Raw genomic sequence first — 23863 nt, 5'->3', positions numbered from 1 at the left:
GTGTGACTGCTATAGCGGCCATTTTTTAGGGTGCAAATGAATACGCTAAAGTGCTTAAACTGCCATTGCCGGTCATCAGGAATCGGCTGTTGTGATGCGCAAGATTATAAATGTTTCATATATATCAAATGGTTACTTGTTAATTTTTCTCCTGTAATACTCTAAAGTTTTTCATCAATCCGGTGGTTAAGAAACCGCCCTAAAAATAGCCAGCCCTCTTGTTTTTCCCCTTTCCTGATGGATAATTCGCCAGAATTTACACCCGGTTACATTTAGTGAAATGGAATTTTCATGAAAAGGATTTGTTTATCGCTCTGTCATCCGCCAGTGCGTCTGCTCGCCATGGTGGCAGGCGCGCTGCTCTGCTCTGCTTTCCCGGTGATGGCAGCCCCGCCAGCCGATAATCCCCGCGAAGAAGGCCAGGCAATTGATGCCCGCGAGCAACTGCGTCAGCAGACGCGCGAGCGCGTGCTGCAACAGCAGAATGCGCCGCAGGCGAATGAACATCTTCCCCGTCCTGATAGTCGTCTGCCCGGTTATCCTGCCGGTGAGCAACCCTGCTTTACCATCAATCAGATCGCCCTGACTGGCGACGAAGCCAGCCGTTTTCAGTGGGCGCTCCACGCCGCCGCGGACGCCACCGGCCGCTGCATGGGCGGACAGGGCATCGTGCTGGTCATTAACAAAGTGCAGAATGCAATTCTCGCCAAAGGCTATGTCACCACCCGCGTCATGGCACAGGAGCAGGATCTGACCAAAGGCGTGTTAACGCTGACGTTACAGCCGGGCCGTATCAGCAGGATCCGTTTTGATGAACCGGTTTCCTGGCGTGGACGGCTGTGGAATGCGATTCCGGCGTCATCGGGCGAGATATTAAATCTGCGGGATATTGAGCAGGGGCTGGAAAACTTCAAGCGGGTGCCCAGTGCCAGTGCCGACATTAAAATCGTGCCGGGCGAGCAGGAAGCCACCAGCGATCTGCAGGTCAACTGGCGCGAAGGCAGACCGGTGCGGCTCAGTCTGGGACTGGATGACAGCGGCTCCAGAAGTACCGGGCGCTACCTCGGTTCCGCCACCCTCGCAGTGGATGCGCCCTTTGCGCAGAACGATCTGTTTTACGCCAATATTGGCAAAAATCTGTTTGAGCATGGGCCGTTCGGTAACCGCTCGCACACCCTGAATTACTTTTTCCCGATAGGCTACTGGGCCGTTTCCGCCAACTACAACGACTACACCTATCACCAGAACATCCCCAATGCCAATGAGGTGCTGCGCTACAGCGGCAAGAGCGATAATTTCCAGCTCACGGTCTCCCGGGTGCTCTACCGCGATCAGTCGAACAAAACCACGCTTAATCTGCGTGGCTACCGCAAACATTCCACCAACGCCGTCAACGATATCGACATTGTGCAGCAAAAGCGGCGCACCGCGGGCTGGGAACTGGGCCTGAATCAGCATAGCTATCTGGGCAGCAGCACGCTGGACGCCAGTATCGCCTGGCGGCGCGGTACTGGTGCGTTTAATGCGCTTCCTGCACCAGAAGAGTCGCGTCATCAGGGCAGCGCGCGTACCGGCATATTGCTGGGCGACCTCGGCATCAACCATCCTTTCGCCGTGGGCGAGCAGCCCTGGCGGGTCTACAGCAGTGTGCGGGGCCAATGGAGTCCGAATGCCCTGACGCCACAGGAGCGCATGGCGATTGCCGGCCGTTATACGGTACGCGGCTTCGACGGTGAACAGATGTTGTCGGGGGAAAAAGGACTGCTGTGGCGCAACGAAATTGGCTGGAATCTTTTCTCGCGCGGACATGAGCTCTATCTGGCTGCCGATTATGGCCGGGTAAGCGGACCTGCGACTCGCGATCTTGTCGGGCATCAGCTGGCAGGCAGTGCAATAGGCGTACGCGGCGCGCTCTGGGGGCGCTTCAGCTACGACCTGTTTGCGGGCATTCCGCTCTATAAACCCGCGGGATTTCATACATCAGGCGCGACGGCGGGTTTCAGCGTTAACCTGGAAATCTGACCACCAAAGCGGGCGATCCCGCTATCTGAACTGAGTGACTTTCACATGGATGTGACCCATGAATAAACATTGCTATCGCATTATCTTCAGCCGCACCCATGGGGAACTCCGGGTGGTGTCAGAACTTGCCCGCAGTTGCAGCACGGAGCCCGGTCAGAGCCGTGGCAACGGCACGCCGCGTCTCTGGGTCACTTTACGCCGCGCGGCGTGGCTGCTGGGAATGGCCCTGTTTGCCGGGCCTGCAATGGCGAACGGCATTGTGGCGGATAGCAATGCTACGCCAGGACAGCGGCCGGACGTCATCGCCACCCAGAATGGGCTTCCGCAGGTTAATATCACCGCCCCCAATCAGGCGGGTATCTCGCATAACCAGTATCAGCAATTCGATGTCGCGCAGAACGGCGCCATCCTGAATAACTCCGCAGTGATGACCTCAACACAACTGGCCGGAATGATTCAGGGCAACCCGAATCTCAACCCAAAGACCCCAGCGGCGCGGGTGATCATCAACGAAGTAAACAGCAATAATCCCAGCCAGCTGCGCGGTTATATGGAAGTGGCGGGCGGACGGGCGCAGGTGATCGTTGCCAACCCGGCCGGGATTGTCTGTAACGGATGCGGCACTATCAACGCCGGGCGCATGACGCTGACCACCGGCAAACCACAGCTCAACGCTGACGGTAGTCTGGCGGGTTATCAGGTCGAACGCGGCGTGGTGCGCATTGAAGGCGGCGGACTCAACGGCGATGCACGTCATGATAATGAGTATGTTGACGTACTGGCCCGCGCGGTGGAGATCAATGCGGGCGTCTGGGCCAAAAAAGAGCTGGCGGTGGTGGCCGGTCGCAATCGCGTAAGCGCAGACGCACAGACGGTCACACCGCTGGCTGATGACGGCAGCGCCAGACCTGAACTGGCGATCGACATGGGGCAGATGGGCGGCATGTACAGCGGCCAGATCCGCATGATAGGCACCGAAGCGGGCGTCGGCGTGCGAAATCAGAACGCTCAGGTGCAGGCGGGCAAAACGCTGGTGGTGAGCAGCGAAGGTAAGCTTGTCTGGCAGTCGGCGGCGCAGGATGGCGTGACGCAGGCCGGAGGCGACATCAGTCTGGCGGCCAGAGAGGATATTGACTACCAGGGCAAACTTCACAGTGGTGGTCAGCTGACGGTCCGGAGCCGCGAAGGCGGAATCACTCAGTCCGGCACCCTGGCGGCGGCAGGTGATGTGCGGCTGACGGCGGCCCGCAGCATCCAGAGCAGCGGACACCTGCTGGCAGGCAGCGATGCCAGTAGCCAGGTTGTGCAGGAAGCTAATCTGCAGCTGGAGAGCCAGGATACCATTCGCGCCAGCGGCAGCCTGCTGAGCCAAAAAGATGTCAGCGCGCGCGGACGCCGGGTCGATCTCAGTGGCGCTCAGATCGCGGCCAGCCGCGCAACGCTGACGGCTCAGGAGGGTGGTGTTGCCGTGCGGCAGGCGGTGATTAATGGCACGGAGCTGGTGATTAACACGGCAGGTGATATCGAGGCGCAGCAGGCGCAGATTAGCGCCGGGCGCTGGCAGGTCGATGGACGCAGCCTGTTCAGCCAGCAGGCCGGATGGTCGCAGACCGGAAGTGGCGAAAGCCGCTTCACGTTGAGTGGTGGGCTGGATAACAGCGACGGAGCGATTGAGAGCAGGCAGCTCAGCTTCCGGGCCGCCTCGCTGAATAACCAGCGTGGACGTATAGTCGCACTCGACAACGCCGCCCAAAAATGGCGGATTGACGGTCTGCTCGACAATACCGCGGGTGAGCTGGGTAACAACGGCGATCTGACGCTTGAGACAGGCAGCCTGACTAACCAGGGTGGCACCGTTAAAACCCAGGCCGCGCTGGCTATTAATGCCCGCGACGCAGTTAACAACAGTCAGGGTAAGCTGCTGGCCGGTGATGCGCTGACGCTCAGCGCGGGCGGTGATCTCGATAATCACGCTGGCACCCTGAACGGCGGTCAGCTGTCGCTGACCGCGCAGCATCTGAATAATGTGCAGGGCGAGATCGTCAGCCAGCGCGATCTCGATCTGACGACACTACAGGGCCTGGATAACAGCGATGGCTGGATCGAAGCGGGTCATCATCTCTCACTCAACAGCGGCGGACTCTGGCAGAACCGCGACGGAACGGCACAGGGCGGTGAGCGAGTCACGGCGACGACAGATCAGCTCAATAACGCCAGCGGCCGGTTGCAGTCTGGCGGTGATCTGGAGCTGACCAGCCGTGGCGATATCCTCAACCAGAGCGGCAAACTCACGGCGAAAAATGCCCTCGCGGTCCATGGCACCGCAGCGACGCTATTTGATAACGATGGCGGATCGCTGCAAAGCGGCGGCGATCTGCTGCTGCAGGGCGGCGCACTGAACAATCGCCAGTCAGGGCAGATTCTCAGCCAGCAGGCGCTGACGCTGAACCTGGCGGGCGACTGGGACAATCAGGGTGGCACCCTGACCGGTAATGGCCGCACGCAGGCCAGCGCCGCAAATCTGTTCAATGCTCAGGGCGCGATCAATGCGCTGGATACGCTGGATATGCAGGTTGCTGGTCATCTGGATAACAGCAATGGCCGCATCTTCAGCCGGTTAAACCAGGCGCTTCAGGCGCAGGAGATGCGCAATGCGCAGGGCTGGATGGGCAGCCAGGGAAGCTGGACTGCCACGACTGCCGGTTTCGATAACACGGCGGGCAGCGTACAAAGTCAGCAGCAGGCTGAACTCTCGGCGAACTGGCTTAGTAACGCCAGCGGCGTGTTGCAATCGGCTGCTGGCATGGCGTTACGCATTGAGCAGGATATCAACAACCTGGCCGGTAAAGTCTCTGCTCAGCAGCAGCTTACCGTTCAGGGTCAGACCGAAGGCAGCCGCACCGGTAACATTAACAATGCGGGTGGCCAATGGCTGGCTGGTGAGGGGCTGACTATTACCGCTGCGCGACTCGATAACACCCAGGGCGGTCTGCTCTTCAGTCAGCGGCAGTTGAAGCTGAATCTGGCCGGGGATCTGCATAACCAGGCCGGTAAGATGCAGAGCGGCGAAGCGTTCCAACTGGATGCGCAGACGCTGAACAACGCAGGCGGCAACATCGACAGCCAGCAACAGCTGACACTTCAGCTGTCAGGGCAGTTTGATAACAATGGCGGCGCGGTACGCAGCAATGGCGGACAGCAGATCAATGCCGCAACGATCAACAACCGTCAGGGCGTGTTCAGCAGCCGTGAAGCGATTAATCTGGCCACCGGGCAGCTGGAGAATGCCAGCGGCACACTAATCAGCCAGGGCGCGGGAAGTTATCACGTCGGCACGCTCAATAATCAGCAGGGCAAAGTCCACAGCGGCGCGGCGCTGACCCTTGAAGCCGCACAACTGAACAATCAGGGCGGCCAGTTTGTCGCCACGCAGGATTTAGTGCTGAACGCCACGGCGATCGATAACAGTACACAGGGTGTGATCAGCAGTCAGGCGGGGCTCTCACTGCAGGCCGATCGCCTTATCAACCGCGACGGCGGCCTGTTACTCGGCACCACCCATACCGACATTTCTGCCCGAGATATCGATAACAGCGCCGGACGGCTGCAGAGCGCCGGAACGCTCAGGCTGCGCGGTGTTGCACAGCTGGACAACCGTCAGGGACGGGTGCTGGCGAATGGCGATCTCACCCTCAATGGTGATCTCTCACCGACTGATTCACCGCTGGTGCTGCTCAATCAGAGCGGACGGCTGGAGAGTGCTGGCGCATTAAACATCCATGCACACTCTTTCGATAATCAGGGCGGCACGCTGCTGGGCCTGCAAGCTCTGACGCTGAGCGCGCAACAGGACTACACCCGCCAGGCGGACGAAACCATCAGCAGTAACGGCACGGTGACTGTCTCTCTGAGCGGGGCGTTTACTAACCTGGTGGACTGGCTGCTGCCGGGTAATCTGGTGCTGAATGCGGCAGGCATAACCAACCCGGCGATGCTGGTGGGCAAAACAGTTCAGCTCACGACCGGTGCGCTGCTGAACAGCGGACGTCTTGAAGCCGACGACCTGACGCTGAGTGTCGACTCGCTGGATAACCGTGCCGCGTTGATGGGTGATGAAGTCACCGTGCGTGGTCGGGTAATCGACAACCATGGACAGCCTGCGGTTATCGCGGCAACTCAAAACCTGACCCTGCAGGCCCGTGAGCGGCTGAGCAACACAGATGGCGCGCTGCTCTATAGCGGCAATCGCCTGTCATTGCAGAGCGATGACCTGATCGAGAACCGGGCGAGCTTTGTTGAAGCGGATGGTTATATGACGCTGGAGGCGCGGCGGCTCAATAACCTGCGCGAAGGGCTGGTGATAGAGCGTGAGGCTGAGACCAGCGACTACAAGTGGCATCGTTATAACTACTACTGGCGATCTTATGGCTCAGCAGTGAGCACCGATCTCAGCACCATGGCGTCAACGACCCAGCAACTGACTTTCCAGGATGAGTCAGCGGCGCAGAGCAATCCTTACGGCACCCTGCTGGCAATTGACGCTGCGGGCAAACGCGCCCAGGTTCGTGTCATGAACAATCAGGGCGTATTGACCGATCTTTGGGTTAACTATCTGGCGCTGAACCCCAGCGCCGATGGCACGTATGCCATGACGTTCTATGAAACCCGCGGATTCCGGCAAAATAACGTACCGACTCCCTATCAAAATACGGTGTGGCGTGAACATGATCGTGGACGTCTGGAGCAATGGGATCCCGAAAAACATATCGACATCGACAATGCGCCGTTCGTTACTGATTACAACAATTTCCGTGAACGAACTGCAACTGGCACCATAACGCGTGATCGGCTGGTCAGCGAAGGCATGGGTGCCCGTATTCTGGCGGACGGCAACATGATCCTACGCATCACCGGAGCGTTACTCAACGATGCCAGCGTGATCACGGCTAACGGCAATCTGACACTGGATGGCGGTGGCAGCATTGATAACCGGGGCTACTCGGTTAATGAGCGACGGCAGGAAGTGATTGTCGACCACTATGACAAGGATACCCATCACTGGTATCCGACCTTCAATTCCGATGAGACCACCGCCCTGGCAACCGTTGACGGCATCATTACCGGCAACGGCAACGTCAGCATTAACGGGGCCAGCATCAGTAATACCACCGTTAATCAGGCGCAGATCAGCCAGCTTGAAGCGGCGCTGCAAGCAGTGGACGCTGAGCGCGCTGAGTATGAACGTAACCCACTGGCATTTGCCGTGGACGGGGTCGCCCGCCATGACGGCGACACAGAACTTACGACGGGTAATAACACAACGGGTCGCCCACTGTTACCGGCTGAACTGGCCCTGACGGCGCTACAACAGCTGGAGAAAGTCGCCACAACCATCCCCAATAATGGTCTGTTCAGCCAGCATACCGCGGCGGGCAGCCCGTATCTGATCGTGACTGACGAGCGTTTTACCAGCAAGAGCAAATTTATCAGCAGCGACTATCTGCTTGAACGGGTGGGTTACGACCCGTCACAGGTGCATAAACGCCTGGGCGACGGTTTTTATGAGCAGCGTCTGGTTCGCGAGCAGGTCCTGAAACTGACCGGCAGGCCTTCCGTTAACGGCTGGGATGCGATGGCGCAGTATCAGGAGCTAATGAACAACGGCTCTAAAGTGGCGCAGGATTTCCATCTGGTGCCGGGCGTGGCGTTGACGCCGCAGCAGATTGCGGCGCTGCAACAGGATATCGTCTGGCTGGTCAGCGAAACGGTTGATACGGCAGACGGCCCTCAGACGGTGTGGGTGCCGAAAGTTTATCTGGCACAGACCACGCTGCGCCTGACTGGCGCGGGCGCGGTGATTGGCGGCGGTAATCTGCAGCTCTCGGCAGACAGCGTGACTAATGCCGGTAACCTCTTTGCGGACCAGGCGCTCTCCATCGACAGCGGGCAGTTTCAGCACCTGGGTGGCGACATCACGGCGGGCAGCATTGATGTGAAGGCGGAGACGCTGACGATCAGCACCGATCTGCAGAATGCCCTGCGTCAGGCGACGATGAGTGCTGAGGATATCAGCCTCAGCGGCACCGATATCCGGCTGCAGGGCGCGAAACTCAATGCCACCAATAACCTCAGTCTGAGCGCGCACAACAACCTTGAGATCGGTGCCGCGAAAAGCAGTCACAGCGGCAGCCTGAACGTGATCTCCGGGGCGATGGGTAACCGCACCAGCAGCGGCATAGAAGAAGCGGGCAGGCGCATGGCGCAGGTCAGCGGCGAGTGGCAGCAGGCAAAGGGCAGCGAGCTTAACGCCGGTGGCAATCTTCTGCTCTCGGCCGGTCGTGACCTGACGCTGACCGGTAGCCAGGCCAGCGCCTCCGGCTCCGCCCGGGTTCAGGCTGGCGGCGACATCCGCATCGGCGCTGAAACCACCACCAATACCACCCATCTTGAGGCCGACAGCCGGACCTCGTCGGTCAGCAACAGTCGCCCGGAAGATCGTCTTTTGCTCAGCACCCTGAGCGGCGCTCAGGGTGTGACGCTGGTGGCGGGTAATAACCTGCTGGCCGAAGGCGCGCAGGTTGACAGTACCCAGGGCCGCATCGGCGTCAGCGCGCAGAACGTCACCATTAAAGATGCGCGCGCCAGCCTGCTCGATCAGGACAGCGAAAACAAGCGTGAGGGTAATACCCGCACCCATCGTGAAGAAGAAAGCGTGCGCGAGAGCAGCACCGGTAGCACCTTCAGCGGGCAGCAGGGCGTAACAGTGATTGGGCGCGAGGGCGACGTCACCGTGACCGGCAGTACGCTTCACAGCGAACAGGGCGCGGTCGGGCTTCAGGCGAAACAGGACGTGGTGCTCAACACCGCCACCGAACGTGAGTCACTCTATAGTGAAGAACGCTCAGAGAATAAAGGCCTGCTGAACAAAAGTAGCAGTCACAGCGTGACGCGGGACGTTACCACCCGTGAGAACGGCAGCCTGCTGAGCGGCGAAAGCGTCGCGGTCATCGCCGGACGCGACCTGACGGTGACCGGCTCGGCGGTGGCTGCCGACCAGGACGTCAGTCTGCGGGCCGGGCGCGACGTGGAGATTGGCGCGGCAACCGAGACCGACAGCCACTACCAGCTGAAAGAAAAGAAAAAAAGCGGGCTGATGAGCAGCGGCGGCATCGGCTTCACCGTCGGCAAGCAGTCCACGCGGCACGAAATTGATGAGAAAGGCACCACCCAGAGTCAGAGCGTCAGCACCATCGGCAGCAGCCAGGGCAGCGTGGATATCACGGCGGGCAACCGGCTGCACGTCGGCGGCGCAGACCTGGTGGCAGGTCAGGACATGAACCTGACGGGCGACAGCGTAACTATCGACCCGGGCTTTGATTCACGCAGCCGTAAGGAAACCTTCGAGCAGAAACAGAGCGGTCTGCGCATCGCCCTGTCAGGCACGGCAGGCAGCGCGCTCAACACGGCAGTGAGCAGCGCGCAGCAGGCGAGGAAGTCGGGTGGCGGGCGTGTCAGCGCACTGCAGAACACCCAGGCGGCGCTGAACGGGGTGCAGGCGGCGCAGGCAGCTCAGATGGACGGGCTTAACACCGCCGCCGCGGACGCACACAATGCCGCCGGCGACCTGAAGCCGGGGCAGGACGGCTATCAGGCGGGCTCGACCAACACCATCGGCGTCAGCGCCTCGTACGGCAGTCAGTCGTCGAAAAGCGAAGCGCGTACTGAGAGCAGTCAGTCGAAGGGCAGCACGCTGACGGCGGGCCGGAATCTGACCGTCACGGCAACCGGCAAAAACGGTACGGCGCAGAGCGGCGACATCAGCATCACCGGCAGCCAGCTGAAGGCGGGCGGCGACCTGAGCCTGGATGCGTCGCGGGACATCCTGCTGCAGTCGGCGCAGAACACGCAGAGCACCGATGGGAAAAACAGCAGCAAGGGCGGCAGCGTCGGCGTAGGCATCGGCGTCGGGTCAGGCGGCTACGGCATCAGCGTGTCGGCGAGCGTCAACGCGGCGAAGGGCAGCGAAAAAGGCAACGGGCTGACGCACAGCGAGACCACGCTGGACGCGGGCAACCGGCTCAGCCTGACCAGCGGGCGCGACACGACGCTCACGGGCGCGCAGGCCAGCGGTGAGAGCGTGAAGGTGGACGCGGGCCGCAACCTGACGCTGACCTCGGAGCAGGACAGCGACCGCTACGACAGCAAACAGCAGAGCGCCAGCGCGGGCGGCAGCTTCACGTTCGGCTCAATGACCGGGTCGGCGAACGTGAACGTGAGCCGGGATAAGATGCACAGCACCTGGCAGAGCGTGGCGGAGCAGACCGGGATATTTGCCGGGAAGGGCGGCTTTGACGTCACGGTGGATGAGCACACGCAGCTGAACGGGGCGGTCATCAGCTCGACGGCCTCCGCCGATAAGAACCGGCTCGACACCGGCACGCTGGGCTTCGGCAATATTGAGAACCACGCGGAATATGAGGTGGAGCATCAGAGTGCGGGCATGAGCACGGGCGGCAGCGTGGGCGGTCAGTTCGCCGGGAACATGGCGAACGGCATGCTGGCGGGGCTGAACGACAGCGGCAGCGCGGACTCCACCACGAAGGCGGCGGTGAGTGAGGGCACCATCGTTATCCGCGATAAGGAACAGCAGACGCAGGACGTGGCGGACCTCAGCCGCGACGTGGCGAACGCGAATCCGGGGCTGGACGTCATCTTCGACAAGGAGAAGGAGCAGAACCGGCTGAAGGCGGCGCAGCTTATCGGGGAAATCGGGGCTCAGGCGGGGGATATCGCACGGACGCAGGGCGATATCATTGCGACGCGGGCCGCAAACGAGAAAATGTCCGGCGCCACGCAGACCGACCGCGACAGAGCGCTGGCTGAGCTGAAAGCAAAGGATCCGACGAAGCAGTACAGCGCAAGCGACGTCAATAAACAGGTTTACAGCAACTACTATAATCAGGCGTTCGCGGAGAGCGGGTTCGGCACCGGCGGTAAGGTGCAGCAGGCCATCAGCGCGGTGACAGCTGCGGTGCAGGGCCTGTCGGGTGGGAACATGGCTCAGGCGTTGAGCGGCGCGGCAAGTCCGTATCTTGCTGAGCAGATACATAAGCTGACGGAAGGCAACCCGGAAGCGCAGGCGATGGCCCACGCGGTTGTTGGGGCGGTAGCGTCTTACGCATCCGGCAACTCAGCGCTGGCTGGTGCAGCCGGAGCGGTCAGCGGTGAGGTGATGGCGAAGCTGGTGATGAATAAGCTGTATCCGGGTAATGCGGTCAGCGGCCTGACAGAAACGGAGAAGCAGACCATCAGCGCGCTGGGGACGCTGGCGGCGGGTCTTGCGGGCGGCGTTGTAGGTGACAGCGCCGCGGGTGCGGTGGCGGGTGCGCAGGCGGGACAGAACGCGGTTAATAACAACTTATTTGGTGGAACCGAAGCGGGACAGAAAAAGTTCGTGCAGAAGCAGGGTAAAGACGTGATGTCCTGTGCAGACGATCCTTCTTCAGTTAGCTGCCAGCGCGGCGAGGCGGTAAATAAAGCGATTGCGGGAGCGCTGGCAACTGGCGGCGTGGCATCTTTAACAGCTCCAGCGCAGGCAATGTGGGCACTGGGTGCAGGGGTTAATGCAGGCGCTCAGTACGCTGAAGATGGCACGGTGAACCCGGTTAACTCTGTTGTCGCTGGCTGGACAAACGTTATCACCATCGGAAATGGCCTGACCGGTACAGTGATCTGGAACGCTGTTGGAGGAGCCTTAACGAATCAAATCAATGGCGATGATCCGCTAACTGGTGCGATAACTAATGGTGCAGGATCGGCATTAGGTTATGGAGCCGGTAAATTGATCTCTTCAGGGACAAATGCCGCTGGTAAATGGATCACTGGTGGCTGGGATCCAAAGTTCAATCCTGACCTGCTGAAATATACCGAAGTCAAAGGACAACTGGGGATATCGAAGGAAATGCTTCCGAGCAAATATCCAAGTGCAGCAGGTAACGTTGGGGCTTCTTACGTTTCTGAGAAGTCAGGGAATATCCTACAGGATCAAATAAAATCGAATGGAGACGCCAACTAATGAAATTACTGATAAGTTTATTAATTAGTGTTGTTGTTATGATTTTATTTTGCATCTCGGCGACATTCATTCTCCGCCTGAGTGCTTATTTATTTGTTGGTGGTAATCTACTCTTCTCATTAGAAGATGTTAAGAGGTCAGCGACAACTGGCTCAATACTTGGAATAATGCTCAGCTTTGGTGTTTTTATTAGCAACAAACTAGCCAGGCGTTAATCATAAATCCCGGCCACCAAGCCGGGATCCTTTTACCCACCAATCACACCTCAGCCAGCCGTGAACATGGCGAACAACGGCATGCTGGCGGGGCTGGACATCATCTCCGACAAGGAGAAGGAGCAAAACCGGCTGAAGGCGGCGCAGCTCATCGGGGAAATCGGCAGCCAGGCGGGAGATATCGCCCGGACGCAGGGTGAGAACATTGCGATCCGGGCCGCAAATCCTTGATGGGCAAAAAGGTAAGCCTGCTGATCTCAGCCAGTTTAGACCATTTCAATTATTGAGGAACAATTAATGATTAATTTTTGGAGAGGCTGTAGAAAAATCGGCAGAATATCTAAAAGATACTGATATTCCGGTTGTTATAACCCTTCAGGGGCGTTTTTCTAAAGGATGGTTTTTTGTTTTCAATCTCGAGAATATCTTGAAACGGGAGAGTTTTCTGCTCAACTCGCAGGTAATTCGCCATTTCTGGTTGATAAGGATACAGGTGAAATACATGAGCTCGGAACGGCGTATCCTATTGAAAAGTATTTACAAGATTACAAAGAAAATAAAAATAATCAAAGTTAAATGAATCCCGACCTTATTGCCGGGATTTTACATTATAAGTCAGACATTTACTCTTTATTAGCCAGCCGGATGATCGCACCGGAGCTTATGGCGCAGGTGCAGGCGTGGATCAGCCGGACTGGCGCGTCACCGGTAAATCCGAGCGCGTCAAGCTGAGTGCCCGCGATGTTCTGCTACGGGACTAACCCTTGCATAAGAGCGATATTCATAAATCATCCTCCCTGACGGACGCGATGCGGATAATCAGCTGACCCTGTTCGGCGATGATGCTGATGGGCTGGCCTTTAATAAATCCCCACTGTTCCAGCCATCGTCCTTTGATGGTCAGTTGGGGTAATGGATTCGGTCTGCCACCGTTGGGGCGGTAGCCAACGATGCTTTTCTGTGCTTGGGGTACAGCGGGTTCTGACGTAGAATCAGCTCTAGCCATAATTAACTCCAGTTCAGTTAGTTGTGGTCAGCGGGCTGTTGGTGTTCCACCACCTTCAGCTCGCGCTAAAAATCTCTCGTTACGTTCTTCCTTTTCTGTTTTCTCCTGTTCAAATATACACCTTCTGCCCTTCAAACTCGCTGAAAGCTAAGTAATAAATTGCGAAGCATCTCTGAAAAATGGATTGTTTTTTCGGTCTTTCAAAATTATCCCTGAAAGCGTTTACCCTGGCGCTATGTCCGTAATAAGTATTCGGGAAGTAATGTTAAAAATAGCTGATTCTATTCAATGATTACCTTTGACTGGATTATTTATCAGAGCTTACCATTAGTGAAATTTCAGTGAATAACTTATATTTAGCAACCTGAGTTGTCATATCACGGCGTATGATGCAGTAAAGTTAATGGGAACGATAATGGCTGGGTGTTTTTAGCAAAAATCCAATCAGTGATGTTAATTGAATGATGATCCTGCAGAACGATTAAATATTATTGTATAGCGTAAGCGTTTCAGGATGTTGTAGAATTACACGCTTATTAAAAGGTTAATATAAATAAAAGACGATTGGTTCAAGTGATTTTTTTGTATCAAATGAATGATCTGCTCAGGAAGCAGGAAGGGTGAAATGAATAAGGATGTGAGGATCACCGTATCAAAGGGACCATTCAAAAAAATTCGCGAATGGAATCGAAGAAAAAACTACTATCTTAAAGAGGTGAAACTCGAGGCAAGAATCTCTATTGCAAAGCTTCTGTGGGATAAACGGAAAAAAGTCTCCTTTGAACCTGACTCCGTGAAAACTGTACTGCTTGTTCGCAATGAAGGAAAAGTGGGTGATATCATCGTTTCGATGCCACTCATCAGGTCACTTCATCAGGCTGGCTATGCAGTAGATTTGCTGGTAACTGAAGCCTGTTACGACATAATAAAATACAGCCCTTTTATCAGGCATATTTATAAGGCAGGAAATTGCAGTTATAACCATTACCTGAAGTCTTTTTATCATACCGTTTCACAAGCAACGATGAAAATGCTAAATAGAAATAAGTATGATCTGATTATCGATCCTTGCTTATCCGAAACGCCGGTGCATCGAATGAAGTTATTTCGGGATATCAATGCCAGATTCGTTATTGGCCTAAATAAGCAATCTGACATCAGCCATTACACAGTTTCGGTTCCCTATAAAAATGAAAAGCAGCATGTTACAGAGTTACTTTCTTTGATAAGTAAAAGCATTGGCGTTAAAGCGACAGGCAATTTCACTTACAGTCTTCATTTTCCTGATGTTGTGCTTAATGAGGTGAGGCACTTTCTTAGTCCCTGGAAAAGTAAGAAAAAAATTGTTATTAATGCTTTTGCTGGCACGCTGGAAAGGAACTTCTCACAACAGCAATTGCTGGAAATTATTAATATGATTAATAATAACAGCAGAGAGGTGAAAATCATCACCCTGGATCATCGTAATGAAATAGCGGTGCCGCTTCCTGGAAATGTTGTGAAAAATCCCTTTTATACTTTGCATCATGTGATGGCATTAATTAAAGAATCAGATATGGTGATAACGCCAGATACATCAATTGTACATATCTCTGCTGCGTGGAAAAAACCTCTTATCGCCGTTTACAAAAATGCGCCTAATAATAATATGTGGGCGCCAGGCTATGAAAACGCAAGCCACATCATTGTTCATGATGATAAAACATCCGATGCTCAGAATATCCCTGAGCGTATTTTTAAAGAGATAATCCGAAGGAATTTATTGGGCAAGCGTGAGATGAAATTTCAGGAATCCGTATCGGTGATCGAGTTGAAAGAACCTGTTCGTACGCACGGTTATCATGCTCCCGACTGCTGTATCGCCTCCTCTGATCAGCTCTGCTGCTGACCAGCAGATAAAGCGTCCTGCCGTGCCAGACACCATTGTCCTTCTTAAGTGGGCTGGCTTAGAAAGCTCTCACGCCGCAGCGGCACCCTATCCTGCAGAGCAGATACATACGCTGACTATCACGAAAGGGGCTGACAGAAAAGATGTGGTGAAATACTGAAGCAAACCTGATTGTGCATGCGGTGGTGGGTATGCTCGTAGGTAAAAATTTGCCTGAAAACAATAACCTTTAATCCCAAAAAGCCAGGTAATAAACTGAGAGGCGCCTCTGAAAAACCCATTGTTTTTTCCGTTTATTATTTCGTTTACATCCTCTTCCCAATACTCTCTTCAGCATCTGCAGCCGGCCATTTTTTCCTATGGGTGTGGCGATTTCCGGCATCGCATAAGAGTGAAATGAAGATGACAGAGAAAAGGATGACAGGCATCATGACACCACAAATGACACCACGCGAGAGGCAGGTTATGAGTACTATCCACTTCAGAATTGATGACGACGTTAAACGACTGGCGATGCGGGCAGCAGAGCGCCAGAAGATGACGCTGACAGAGGTTATGCGTCAGCGAGCGGAAGAGCTGGCTGCTGAAGAGCGGCAATATCAGGATGGCCAACATGATGCATGGCTGGAAGAGCAGATAGTGACGGCATTCAGTCGTTATGATGCCGGTGATAGCGAGTTCATCAGTAACGATGAAATGAATGCCCGCATGGAAGAACTGAAAGCGCAGGCCGCGCGGGGAACGTTGTGATATCAGCCGTTCAATGGGAAAAACAGGCGCAGGCAGACAGGGAGACGATATTTCGTTATCTGTATCGTGAGGCTGGCCTGCTGGTAGCCAGTGCAACAGACGATAAGTTTACCCGTATGGCCAGTCTGCTTAGCGAAAACCCGCGGGCCGGAACAAAAGTCGGCACAGAAAAACAATATAAACTGGTGGTGCCACGCTTTCCGTTCATCATCGTCTATGTTGCCGAAACAGATGGCGTTCGCATCCTGCGGGTACTTCATACATCCCGGAAAATATCAGGCCGCTATCAAAGATAGTTAGCCTGTTCATCCAGCATCAGATTGTCAGGCATAAGGACGTCGTCAGACAGAACGGCATGCTTCAGAGCTGAATTAGACAATTAGCCCCCAAACCGCACCTTTTAATTTTTCACCTGCCATCTACAGCACACCATCACGCCGCAGGCGGCGTCGTCCTTGCAAAGCTTTCACGCTGAAACAGTGTTTCCGCCAGACGGTGTCGGTGAAGGGGCTGACGGGTAAGAACCTGGCGCAGGTGGTAAGCGATACGGATGCAGTTTGCTTGGCAACACAGATAAATAAGCTGACGGAAGACTATTCGGAAGTACAGGCGATAGGGGCGCGTTGCTGGGTACGGTAACCTCTTATGCTTCTTGCAACTCGGCGCTGACAGGCGTACCGGACGGTGTCAGTGACGAAGTATAATAAAAATACGCTCTAAAACCTATAGTCAACTAGCAAAGTGAAAGTGAGTTTTCGCTAATTCCATTAGCAAATTAAATTGTTTGAAAGTATATTTATGAGAAGATAGCTCACTAACAACCAGAAGTTAAAATAAGTTTTAGTGTTATATAAGGAAAGATTAAAATGCATGGAAGCCGTTTTGTTTCTGGCTATGAAAAAGGCAATGTTAAACGCTATTTATTACTCTCCGTTTTTTTCATCATATTCGCAGCATGGCTATGGTATCTGATGTGGTCAACTGGCGTCGCAAGTCGTGTTGTATTAATGAAGAGTGTTCCCGAGTGGACAACATACATTACTGTTGCATCAATAGTAGGTCTTGTTTTTTCGGGGCGAGTTTTTTATTTTAGACCAGTTGGTGAATCAGCTATCTATGTACTGAAAGCTTTTGGATGTGGCTTTTCTATTGGTCTTATATGCATTCTAAATTGTTACAGTGTCTATGTTTATATCGCTCCTGGTAACATTGTTCAGTATGAGTCTGAATATGAGGTTACGTTTCCAGGTCCGGCAGTTGGGAAATATAGCCATTGTGAAGCTGGCTTGTGGATTAAAGATGCTCACACAAAAAGATGGCTTCAACTTTGTACAAATCGTACGAATTTATACAATGACAGGAAGCAAGGTATGACTAAAGTATGGGTGACGGCTCATACTAATAAAATAGGGTCTTACATTATAAATTATAAGTTCATTTATGATTAGTTTTAAAACAACTATACGCATTAATTATTATTTTTATAAATCCGGGTTAACTGAGTGATAGTTAAAATTTCCGAGCGGAAAGTCCAGAGGCAGGAATGAAGATAATCTAGTAAAATTAATATTCGTGGGCTTTTACTGATCTATAGCCTGGCTCCAGATTTCTGCTGCTCTTAATGAAGTCATTACCTTGATATGGAGCCAGACACCATTGTCCTTCTTAATGGTTCTGGCTCAGCACCCATCACGCCGCAGGCGGCGTCGTCCGCGCAAAGCTCTCACGCTGAAACAGTGTTTCCGCCAGTTTCACCAGCGCCGGTCGTTCGACACACCAGTTCGGCACTACGCGACGGAAATTGAGGTAGCCGATCATGCAACCGGTGGCGATATCCGCCAGATTGAGCTGTCCGTTGTTAAGCCATTTCCCCTCTGCCGCCTTCGCTTCCAGCATGTCGAGGCTGCGCTGAATCTTTTCACGATTGCGCAGCAGCACCTCTTCCGACTGTTGATCACCCGGTCGCATCTGCTCGCGCACGATTACCAGCGCGGCATCGCTGACGCCATCCGCCAGCTTCTCCAGCTGACGGATGTTAAGCGATTCAAGCGGATCGGCAGGCAGCAGAGCAGGCTCCACACCACGCAGTTCCAGAAACTCCGCAATGATGCTGGAATCGAACCAGATTTGCTTATCGTCAGCGACCAGCGCCGGAACTTTGCCCAGCGGATTGTAGTGCGGCACGTGGCTGTCATCGCTGTAAGGCGATGCGTTAACGAATTCAAAAGTAATGCCTTTTTCCAGCATGATAATCGAAATCTTACGCACAAACGGGCTGGTATAGCTGCCAATCAGTTTCATCGGGTTCTCCAGAGTCAGTGACTATTCGCCAGGAAACATAAAGGGATTGAGACTGCTGCGTGCGAAGCCTTCCTGCTCCATTCTGGCATCCAGTATCAGCGATGCCAGGTCATCTGCCACCGGTTCAATGGCCGGATCTTTCTCCTGATAGAGCATCTTCAGGTAAGTGCCGCAGTCGCCACAGCTCTCTGCTTTCACCGCCGCCCGTTCGCTGTCGATCGACCAGTAGTGCAGATCACGGGACTGTTCGCACTGGGTACATTTGCTGCGCACCACATGCCATTCACTTTCGCACAGATTACAGTGCAGATAGCGCGCGCCTTCATGACTGCCCATATGCACCACGCTGGCGACCGGCATACTGGCGCAGACCGGACAGAACTGACGCTGATCACCCATCTCAGCGCGTGCTTTGCCTGGGATCAGGGCCGCCATCTGCGCCCAGTAGAGCGAAAGCGCCGCCCAGATAAAGGGTGCTTTGTCGCTGCTGACCAGCGCATACTCGCCGGTAAAGAGCGCGCTGGCCAGCGTTTCCAGCTCGGTGGCGGACGCCTTCTCCAGATTCTCCAGCACCGCCAGTGCCTGACCGCTCATCTCTGGTTTCAGCTCGGCAATCAGTGAATGCAGCAGTCGCTGCCAGTGGGGATCGCGCGGCAGGGTATGAATATTCAGCGGCGGCTTGCCCTCGCTGGCGCTCTGCGTCAGGCGGGCATGCAGGTCGATGTGCAGCGGATGGTCATACAGCACAATCTCCTGCGCTTCAGCGATCACCGCCGCAAAGCGCAGGTAGTCGCCGAGTGGGTTTTTCGCCGCCAGGTCACGCAGTCGCGCAGCACGACGGCTGTATAAATTTTTCAGCCGTGGAAAAAGTAACGGCGGAATCATCTCCGCCGTTGTCTTTTCGCCTTTCTCCAGCTGATCTTGCGGGATTATGCGAATACTCATCAGGGGCTTTTTTCCTGTTTTATTGGCGGATTACGCTGCTCGCGATACCAGCGAGGATGGTGCTGCCTGGCCCATTCGGCGCTGACCCAGCCTTCCACCATCGCGGTCAGTGTGCCTTTGACCCACAACGCAGCATAAATGTGCACCATAATGACGATGATCAGCGCCACCGCTGACACCGAATGTACCACCAACGCCAGACGAATCAGCGGAATGGCGAAGGCATCGGCAAAGTAAGGTCGCCAGATCACGATGCCACTGGCAAGCAGCAACACTAAGCTGATAATAGCAGCCCAGAACACACACTTCTGACCAAAGTTATATTTACCGGTATCACCCACCTCTTCATTCAGCGCAATCCGGTGAATGTTTCTGGCCCAGTAAAGGTCATCGCGATTAATCAGGTTGTGTTTCCAGTAACGCAAAAACATCAGCATAAAAGCAACGAACATCACCACGCCGACAAAAGGATGCAGAATACGCGCCAGCTGTGGTGTGCCAAATATCTGCATCAGCCAGTTGAACGACGGAAAGAAAAACCCTAATCCGCTTAACGCGGCCATGACAAAGCAAATCGCGACAATCCAGTGATTGATGCGTTCGGGTGCGCGGTAACGCACCAGATGATCGGGCTTTTTCATTATTTGCGCTCCTCAGGGTGATCGTCGTTGTCGTCGTGCTCTTCAGTGACGCGATTCGGGCCAACGCCAACATAGTGAAAAATAGAGGCGGCGAACGTAGCGGCAAAACCCACCGCCGCCAGCGGTTTCCAGATCCCCTTCCAGAAGGTCACCGTCGGGCTGATGCCCGGGTTAGCAGGCAGTCCGTGATAGAGCTGAGGCTTGTCGGCATGATGCAGCACATACATCACGTGGGTGCCGCCCACGCCTTCCGGGTTGTAGAGGCCAGCCTGCGCAAACCCGCGCGACTTCAGCTCCGCCACGCGTTCCTCCGCCAGCGTCAGCATGTCGCTTTTGCTGCCGAAATGAATGGCGCCGGTCGGACAGGTCTTCACACAGGCAGGCTCCTGGCCGACGCTGACGCGATCCACGCACAGGGTGCATTTGTAGGCGCGGTTATCCTCTTTGTTGAGCCGCGGCACGTTGAACGGGCAACCCGCAATGCAGTAGCCGCAGCCGATACACTGCTCAGACTGGAAATCGACGATGCCGTTGGCGTACTGAATAATGGCACCTGCCGACGGACAGGCTTTCAGGCAGCCGGGATCGGCGCAGTGCATGCAACCATCTTTGCGAATCAGCCAGGCCAGCTTGCCGTTCTCTTCAACTTCCGAGAAGCGCATCACCGTCCAGGATTTGGCGGTCAAATCGGTAGGGTTGTCATAGACCCCGATGTTATGACCGACTTCATCGCGGATGTCGTTCCATTCGGAGCAGGCGACCTGACAGCCTTTGCAGCCAATACAGGTGGTGACGTCAATGAGCTTCGCGACTTCACGCTGGTGATCGCGCGCCTGTGGCGGTGGGGTGAAGCCGTTGGTCGCTGAGCGACGGATAATATCTTGTGATTGATAAGCCATTGTCATCTACCGTTACGCTTTTTCCACTTTTACTAAAAATCCCTTGTATTCCGGGGTCTGCGAGTTGGCATCGCCAACCGACGGCGTCAGCGTATTGGCGAGGAAGCCTTTGCGCGTGGTGCCTTCAAAGCCCCAGTGACAGGGAATACCCACGGTATCAACCGGCTTGCCGTCAATCATCAGACGCTGCAGACGACGTGTTACCACCGCTTTGGCTTTGATATAGCCACGGCGCGACGAGACTTTGACGCTGTCTCCGGCCTTGATGCCTTTCTCCTCTGCCAGTTCGGTGCCGATTTCAACAAACTGCTCCGGCTGCGCAATCGCGTTCAGCAGGGCATGTTTGGTCCAGTGCCGGAACAGTTCGGTGATGGAATAGGTGGTGGCGACGCAGGGATAGTCAGCGGCCTCGCCCAGTTGCGCGGCGTCGCTGCTGAACAGTCGAACGACCGGACTATGACGCTGCTGCGGATTCATAGGATTGTTGGCGAGCGGGCTTTCCATCGGTTCGTAATGTTCCGGGAAGGGGCCGTCGGCCATCTTATCGAGCGCAAACAGATGGCCAAGACCATCGGGCTGCATGATAAACGGACCGGCCTGCTGCTGCGGCGACAGCGTTACCGGATAATCCGGCACGTCGATGCCGTGCCAGCGAGTGCCATCCCACTCAATCAGGCGGCGATTCGGATCCCAGGCTTTACCCTGCGCATCCGCGGAGGCGCGGTTGTAGAGAATGCGGCGGTTAGCCGGCCACGCCCAGGCCCAACCGGAGACCGCGCCCAGCCCCGATGGGTCGGCGTTGTCGCGTCGTGCCATCTGGTTGCCTTCCGGCGTCCAGCTGCCGCTGTAGATCCAGCAGGCGCTGGCGGTGGTGCCGTCGTTACGCAGCTCTGAGAAGCCGTTGAGCTGCTGGCCTTTTTTCAGCAACAGCTTGCCGCTGGCGTCGTAAATGTCGGCAAGCGCCTGACCGTTGTTCTCCTGCGCCACCTCTTCCGGCTCAGGATTAGACGGATCGCGGTAGTCCCAGCGCATTGCCATCAGCGGTTCAGGGTTTGCTCCGCCTTCCAGGCGATAGAGCGCGCGCAGACGCATGAACAGATTGCCGAGGATTTTACCGTCGTGCAGCGCTTCAGCGGGCGGCTCCGCGGCCGCCCAGTGCCACTGCAGCCAGCGCGACGAGTTCGCCACCGATCCCGACTCTTCAGCGAAGCAGGAAGAGGGCAGACGGAATACTTCGGTCTGGATTTTCGACGGATCGACATCGTTGAACTCGTCGTGATGCTGCCAGAAGCTGGCGGTTTCGGTGCGAAGCGGATCGATCACCACCATATATTTGAGGCGGGACAGCGCCCGGACCGCTTTATTTTTGTCCGGGAAGGCGGCCAGCAGGTTGAAGCCCTGAATCAGGCAACCATTGAGCGCGCCCTGTTCCATCATCTCCGCCTGCGCCATGCAGTCGTAGCTCTTATCCCACTTCGGCAGCCAGTCGTAGCCCCACTGGTTTTCTGCGGTGGCTTTATCGCCATAGAAACTCTTCATCAGGCTGACGAAAAATTTGTCGGTGTTCTGCCAGTAGTTGACCTGATCCGGCAGTGTCGCAACCGGCGTGGCCTGCTGCAGGTAGGTTGCCAGGGTGGTCATTTTCTCTGAGGGCAATGGCAGATAGCCCGGCAGACTCTGCGCCAGCAGGCCGAGATCGGTGTAGCCCTGCACGTTGGAGTGGCCGCGCAGCGCGTTAATACCGCCGCCTGGCATCCCGATATTACCCAGCAGCAGCTGAATCATCGCCGCCGTGCGGATAATCTGCGAACCGTTGGTGTGGTGAGTCCAGCCCAGCGCATAGAGAATAGTCGCGGTGCGATTCGGCACACAGGTGGAGGCCAGCTGCCTGCACACCGCAATAAAGGATTCCTGCGAGGTCCCGCACAGGCGCGTCACCATTTCCGGGGTGTAACGGCTGGCATGGGTTTTCAGCAGATTCAGCACGCAGCGTGGGTGAGTGAAGCTCTCATCGCGTTTCGCATGGCCGTTTTCATCCAGCTCATAGTGCCAGCTCTGACGATCGTACTGACGGGTTTCAGCATTGTAACCGCTGAACAACCCGTCGCTGAAGCTGAAGCCTTCGCTGACAATCAGTGCGGCATTGGTGAAGGCGCGAACATACTCCTGCTGAATCTGATTGTGTTGCAGCAGATAGTTGATCACCCCCATCAGGAAAACCACATCGCTGCCGGCACGCAGTGGCGCGTAGAGATCGGCGACCGCCGCAGAGCGGTTAAAGCGTGGATCGACCACGATGACCTGCGCATTGTTATGAGTTTTGGCTTCAATCACCCATTTAAAGCCAACCGGATGCGCCTCGGCGGGGTTGCCGCCCATGATCATCACCACATTGGCGTTTTTGATGTCGTTCCAGTTATTGGTCATTGCACCACGACCAAAGCTGGGGGCCAGCGCGGCCACGGTCGGGCCGTGACACAGGCGCGCCTGATTTTCCAGCGCCAGAATACCCAGCGAGCGGGCAAATTTCTGATCGAGCAGGCCGGTTTCATTACTGGCGGCGGAAGAGCAGAGCATGGCGGTAGTCGGCCAGCGGTTTACCGTGACGCCAGCGGCGTTGGTGGCCTGGAAATTGGCATCGCGATCCTGCTTCATCAGGCGGGCTATGCGGTCAAATGCCTCATCCCATCTGATGCGCTGCCATTTATCCGAGCCTGGCGCGCGGTATTCCGGGTATTTCAGGCGCTGTTCACTGTGAATAAAGTCGAGCACGCCCGCGCCTTTGGGGCAGAGCGATCCACGACTGACCGGATGGTCAGGATCGCCTTCAATATGGTAAATCGAGGCGCGGGCATTTTTAGCGCCATCACCCAGGCTGTAAATCAGCATGCCGCAGCCGACTGAGCAGTAGGTGCAGTTATTACGCGTCTCTCTGGCGCGAATGAGTTTGAACTCTCTGACGCTGGCTAAGGCTGTGGTGGGGGCAAAACCGAGTAACGCCGCGCTGGTGCCCGCCAACCCGCCAGCACAGATTTTGAAAAAACTCCGTCTGTTAATTTGCATTTTATCGTTCTTCTTTATTGGCTCCATTGCGAAGCCTTGCAAAATAGCAGCCCTATCT

General features: G+C 55.5%; 14 protein-coding genes and 1 pseudogene. 9 read left to right on the top strand and 6 right to left on the bottom strand.

Going from position 1 to position 23863, the window contains the following annotated elements:
• Window positions 1-291: 291 nt before the first annotated feature.
• From NR195_RS12880 to NR195_RS12860, 5 genes and pseudogenes are all read left to right on the top strand, one after another.
• Window positions 292-2022 (top strand): ShlB/FhaC/HecB family hemolysin secretion/activation protein, encoded by a 1731-nt coding sequence (locus tag NR195_RS12880; RefSeq protein WP_089415188.1) that lies wholly within the window; start codon window positions 292-294, stop codon window positions 2020-2022.
• A gap of 58 nt (window positions 2023-2080) precedes the next feature.
• Window positions 2081-12097 carry a hemagglutinin repeat-containing protein gene (locus tag NR195_RS12875; RefSeq protein ID WP_256844589.1) on the top strand — a complete coding sequence of 3339 codons (10017 nt, stop codon included), beginning with the start codon at window positions 2081-2083 and terminating at the stop codon, window positions 12095-12097.
• Complete coding sequence (locus NR195_RS12870; protein WP_050679964.1) at window positions 12097-12312, top strand: hypothetical protein; 216 nt, start codon at window positions 12097-12099, stop codon at window positions 12310-12312. The genes NR195_RS12875 and NR195_RS12870 overlap by 1 nt, the downstream gene beginning before the upstream one ends.
• A gap of 66 nt (window positions 12313-12378) precedes the next feature.
• Window positions 12379-12543: a hypothetical protein gene (locus NR195_RS12865; RefSeq protein ID WP_228312350.1), complete on the top strand. Its 165-nt coding sequence runs from the start codon at window positions 12379-12381 to the stop codon at window positions 12541-12543.
• A gap of 73 nt (window positions 12544-12616) precedes the next feature.
• Window positions 12617-12888: pseudogene (locus NR195_RS12860) on the top strand (YrhB domain-containing protein).
• Between the two features lie 205 nt (window positions 12889-13093).
• On the opposite strand, the gene NR195_RS12855 reads toward NR195_RS12860, so the two are convergent.
• Window positions 13094-13318: a SymE family type I addiction module toxin gene (locus NR195_RS12855; protein WP_172608399.1), complete on the bottom strand. Its 225-nt coding sequence runs from the start codon at window positions 13316-13318 to the stop codon at window positions 13094-13096.
• A gap of 625 nt (window positions 13319-13943) precedes the next feature.
• Between NR195_RS12855 and NR195_RS12850 the strand changes: the two genes are divergently transcribed.
• The 4 genes from NR195_RS12850 (at window position 13944) to NR195_RS12835 (ending at window position 17404) form a co-directional block, all read left to right on the top strand.
• Window positions 13944-15206, top strand: coding sequence for a glycosyltransferase family 9 protein (locus NR195_RS12850; RefSeq protein ID WP_256844588.1), 1263 nt, complete (start codon window positions 13944-13946; stop codon window positions 15204-15206).
• A gap of 465 nt (window positions 15207-15671) precedes the next feature.
• Window positions 15672-15956, top strand: coding sequence for a DNA-damage-inducible protein J (locus tag NR195_RS12845; RefSeq protein WP_010257488.1), 285 nt, complete (start codon window positions 15672-15674; stop codon window positions 15954-15956).
• Window positions 15953-16252, top strand: a complete 300-nt coding sequence (locus tag NR195_RS12840; RefSeq protein WP_010257487.1) for a type II toxin-antitoxin system RelE/ParE family toxin — start codon at window positions 15953-15955, stop codon at window positions 16250-16252. The genes NR195_RS12845 and NR195_RS12840 overlap by 4 nt, the downstream gene beginning before the upstream one ends.
• 570 nt (window positions 16253-16822) lie before the next feature.
• A complete protein-coding gene (locus NR195_RS12835; RefSeq protein ID WP_256844587.1) occupies window positions 16823-17404 on the top strand; it encodes a hypothetical protein in 582 nt (193 codons plus the stop codon).
• 241 nt (window positions 17405-17645) lie between these two features.
• Here the strand turns inward: NR195_RS12835 and NR195_RS12830 are convergent, their stop codons facing one another.
• The 5 genes from NR195_RS12830 to fdnG are packed head-to-tail and all read right to left on the bottom strand — an operon-like array spanning window position 17646 to window position 23805.
• Window positions 17646-18257, bottom strand: coding sequence for a glutathione S-transferase (locus NR195_RS12830; protein WP_033767621.1), 612 nt, complete (start codon window positions 18255-18257; stop codon window positions 17646-17648).
• A 21-nt stretch (window positions 18258-18278) separates the two neighbouring features.
• Window positions 18279-19202 (bottom strand): formate dehydrogenase accessory protein FdhE, encoded by a 924-nt coding sequence (fdhE, locus tag NR195_RS12825; protein ID WP_010257482.1) that lies wholly within the window; start codon window positions 19200-19202, stop codon window positions 18279-18281.
• Window positions 19202-19843 (bottom strand): formate dehydrogenase cytochrome b556 subunit, encoded by a 642-nt coding sequence (gene fdoI / locus NR195_RS12820; protein ID WP_256844586.1) that lies wholly within the window; start codon window positions 19841-19843, stop codon window positions 19202-19204. Before fdoI ends, fdhE begins: the two co-directional genes overlap by 1 nt.
• On the bottom strand, window positions 19843-20742 hold the full coding sequence (fdxH, locus tag NR195_RS12815) for a formate dehydrogenase subunit beta (protein WP_010257476.1): 900 nt from the start codon (window positions 20740-20742) through the stop codon (window positions 19843-19845). Before fdxH ends, fdoI begins: the two co-directional genes overlap by 1 nt.
• A 12-nt stretch (window positions 20743-20754) precedes the next feature.
• Entirely contained in the window at window positions 20755-23805 is a 3051-nt protein-coding gene (gene fdnG, locus NR195_RS12810; protein ID WP_256844585.1) for a formate dehydrogenase-N subunit alpha, read from the bottom strand.
• Between the last annotated feature and the right edge of the window lie 58 nt (window positions 23806-23863).

The sequence above is a fragment of the Pantoea sp. Ft-CA_14 genome, assembly GCF_024520875.1.
Lineage (GTDB): Bacteria > Pseudomonadota > Gammaproteobacteria > Enterobacterales > Enterobacteriaceae > Pantoea > Pantoea agglomerans.
The sequence above is the reverse complement of the archived record's forward strand: the minus strand, read 5'-3'. Positions and strand labels throughout refer to the sequence as shown.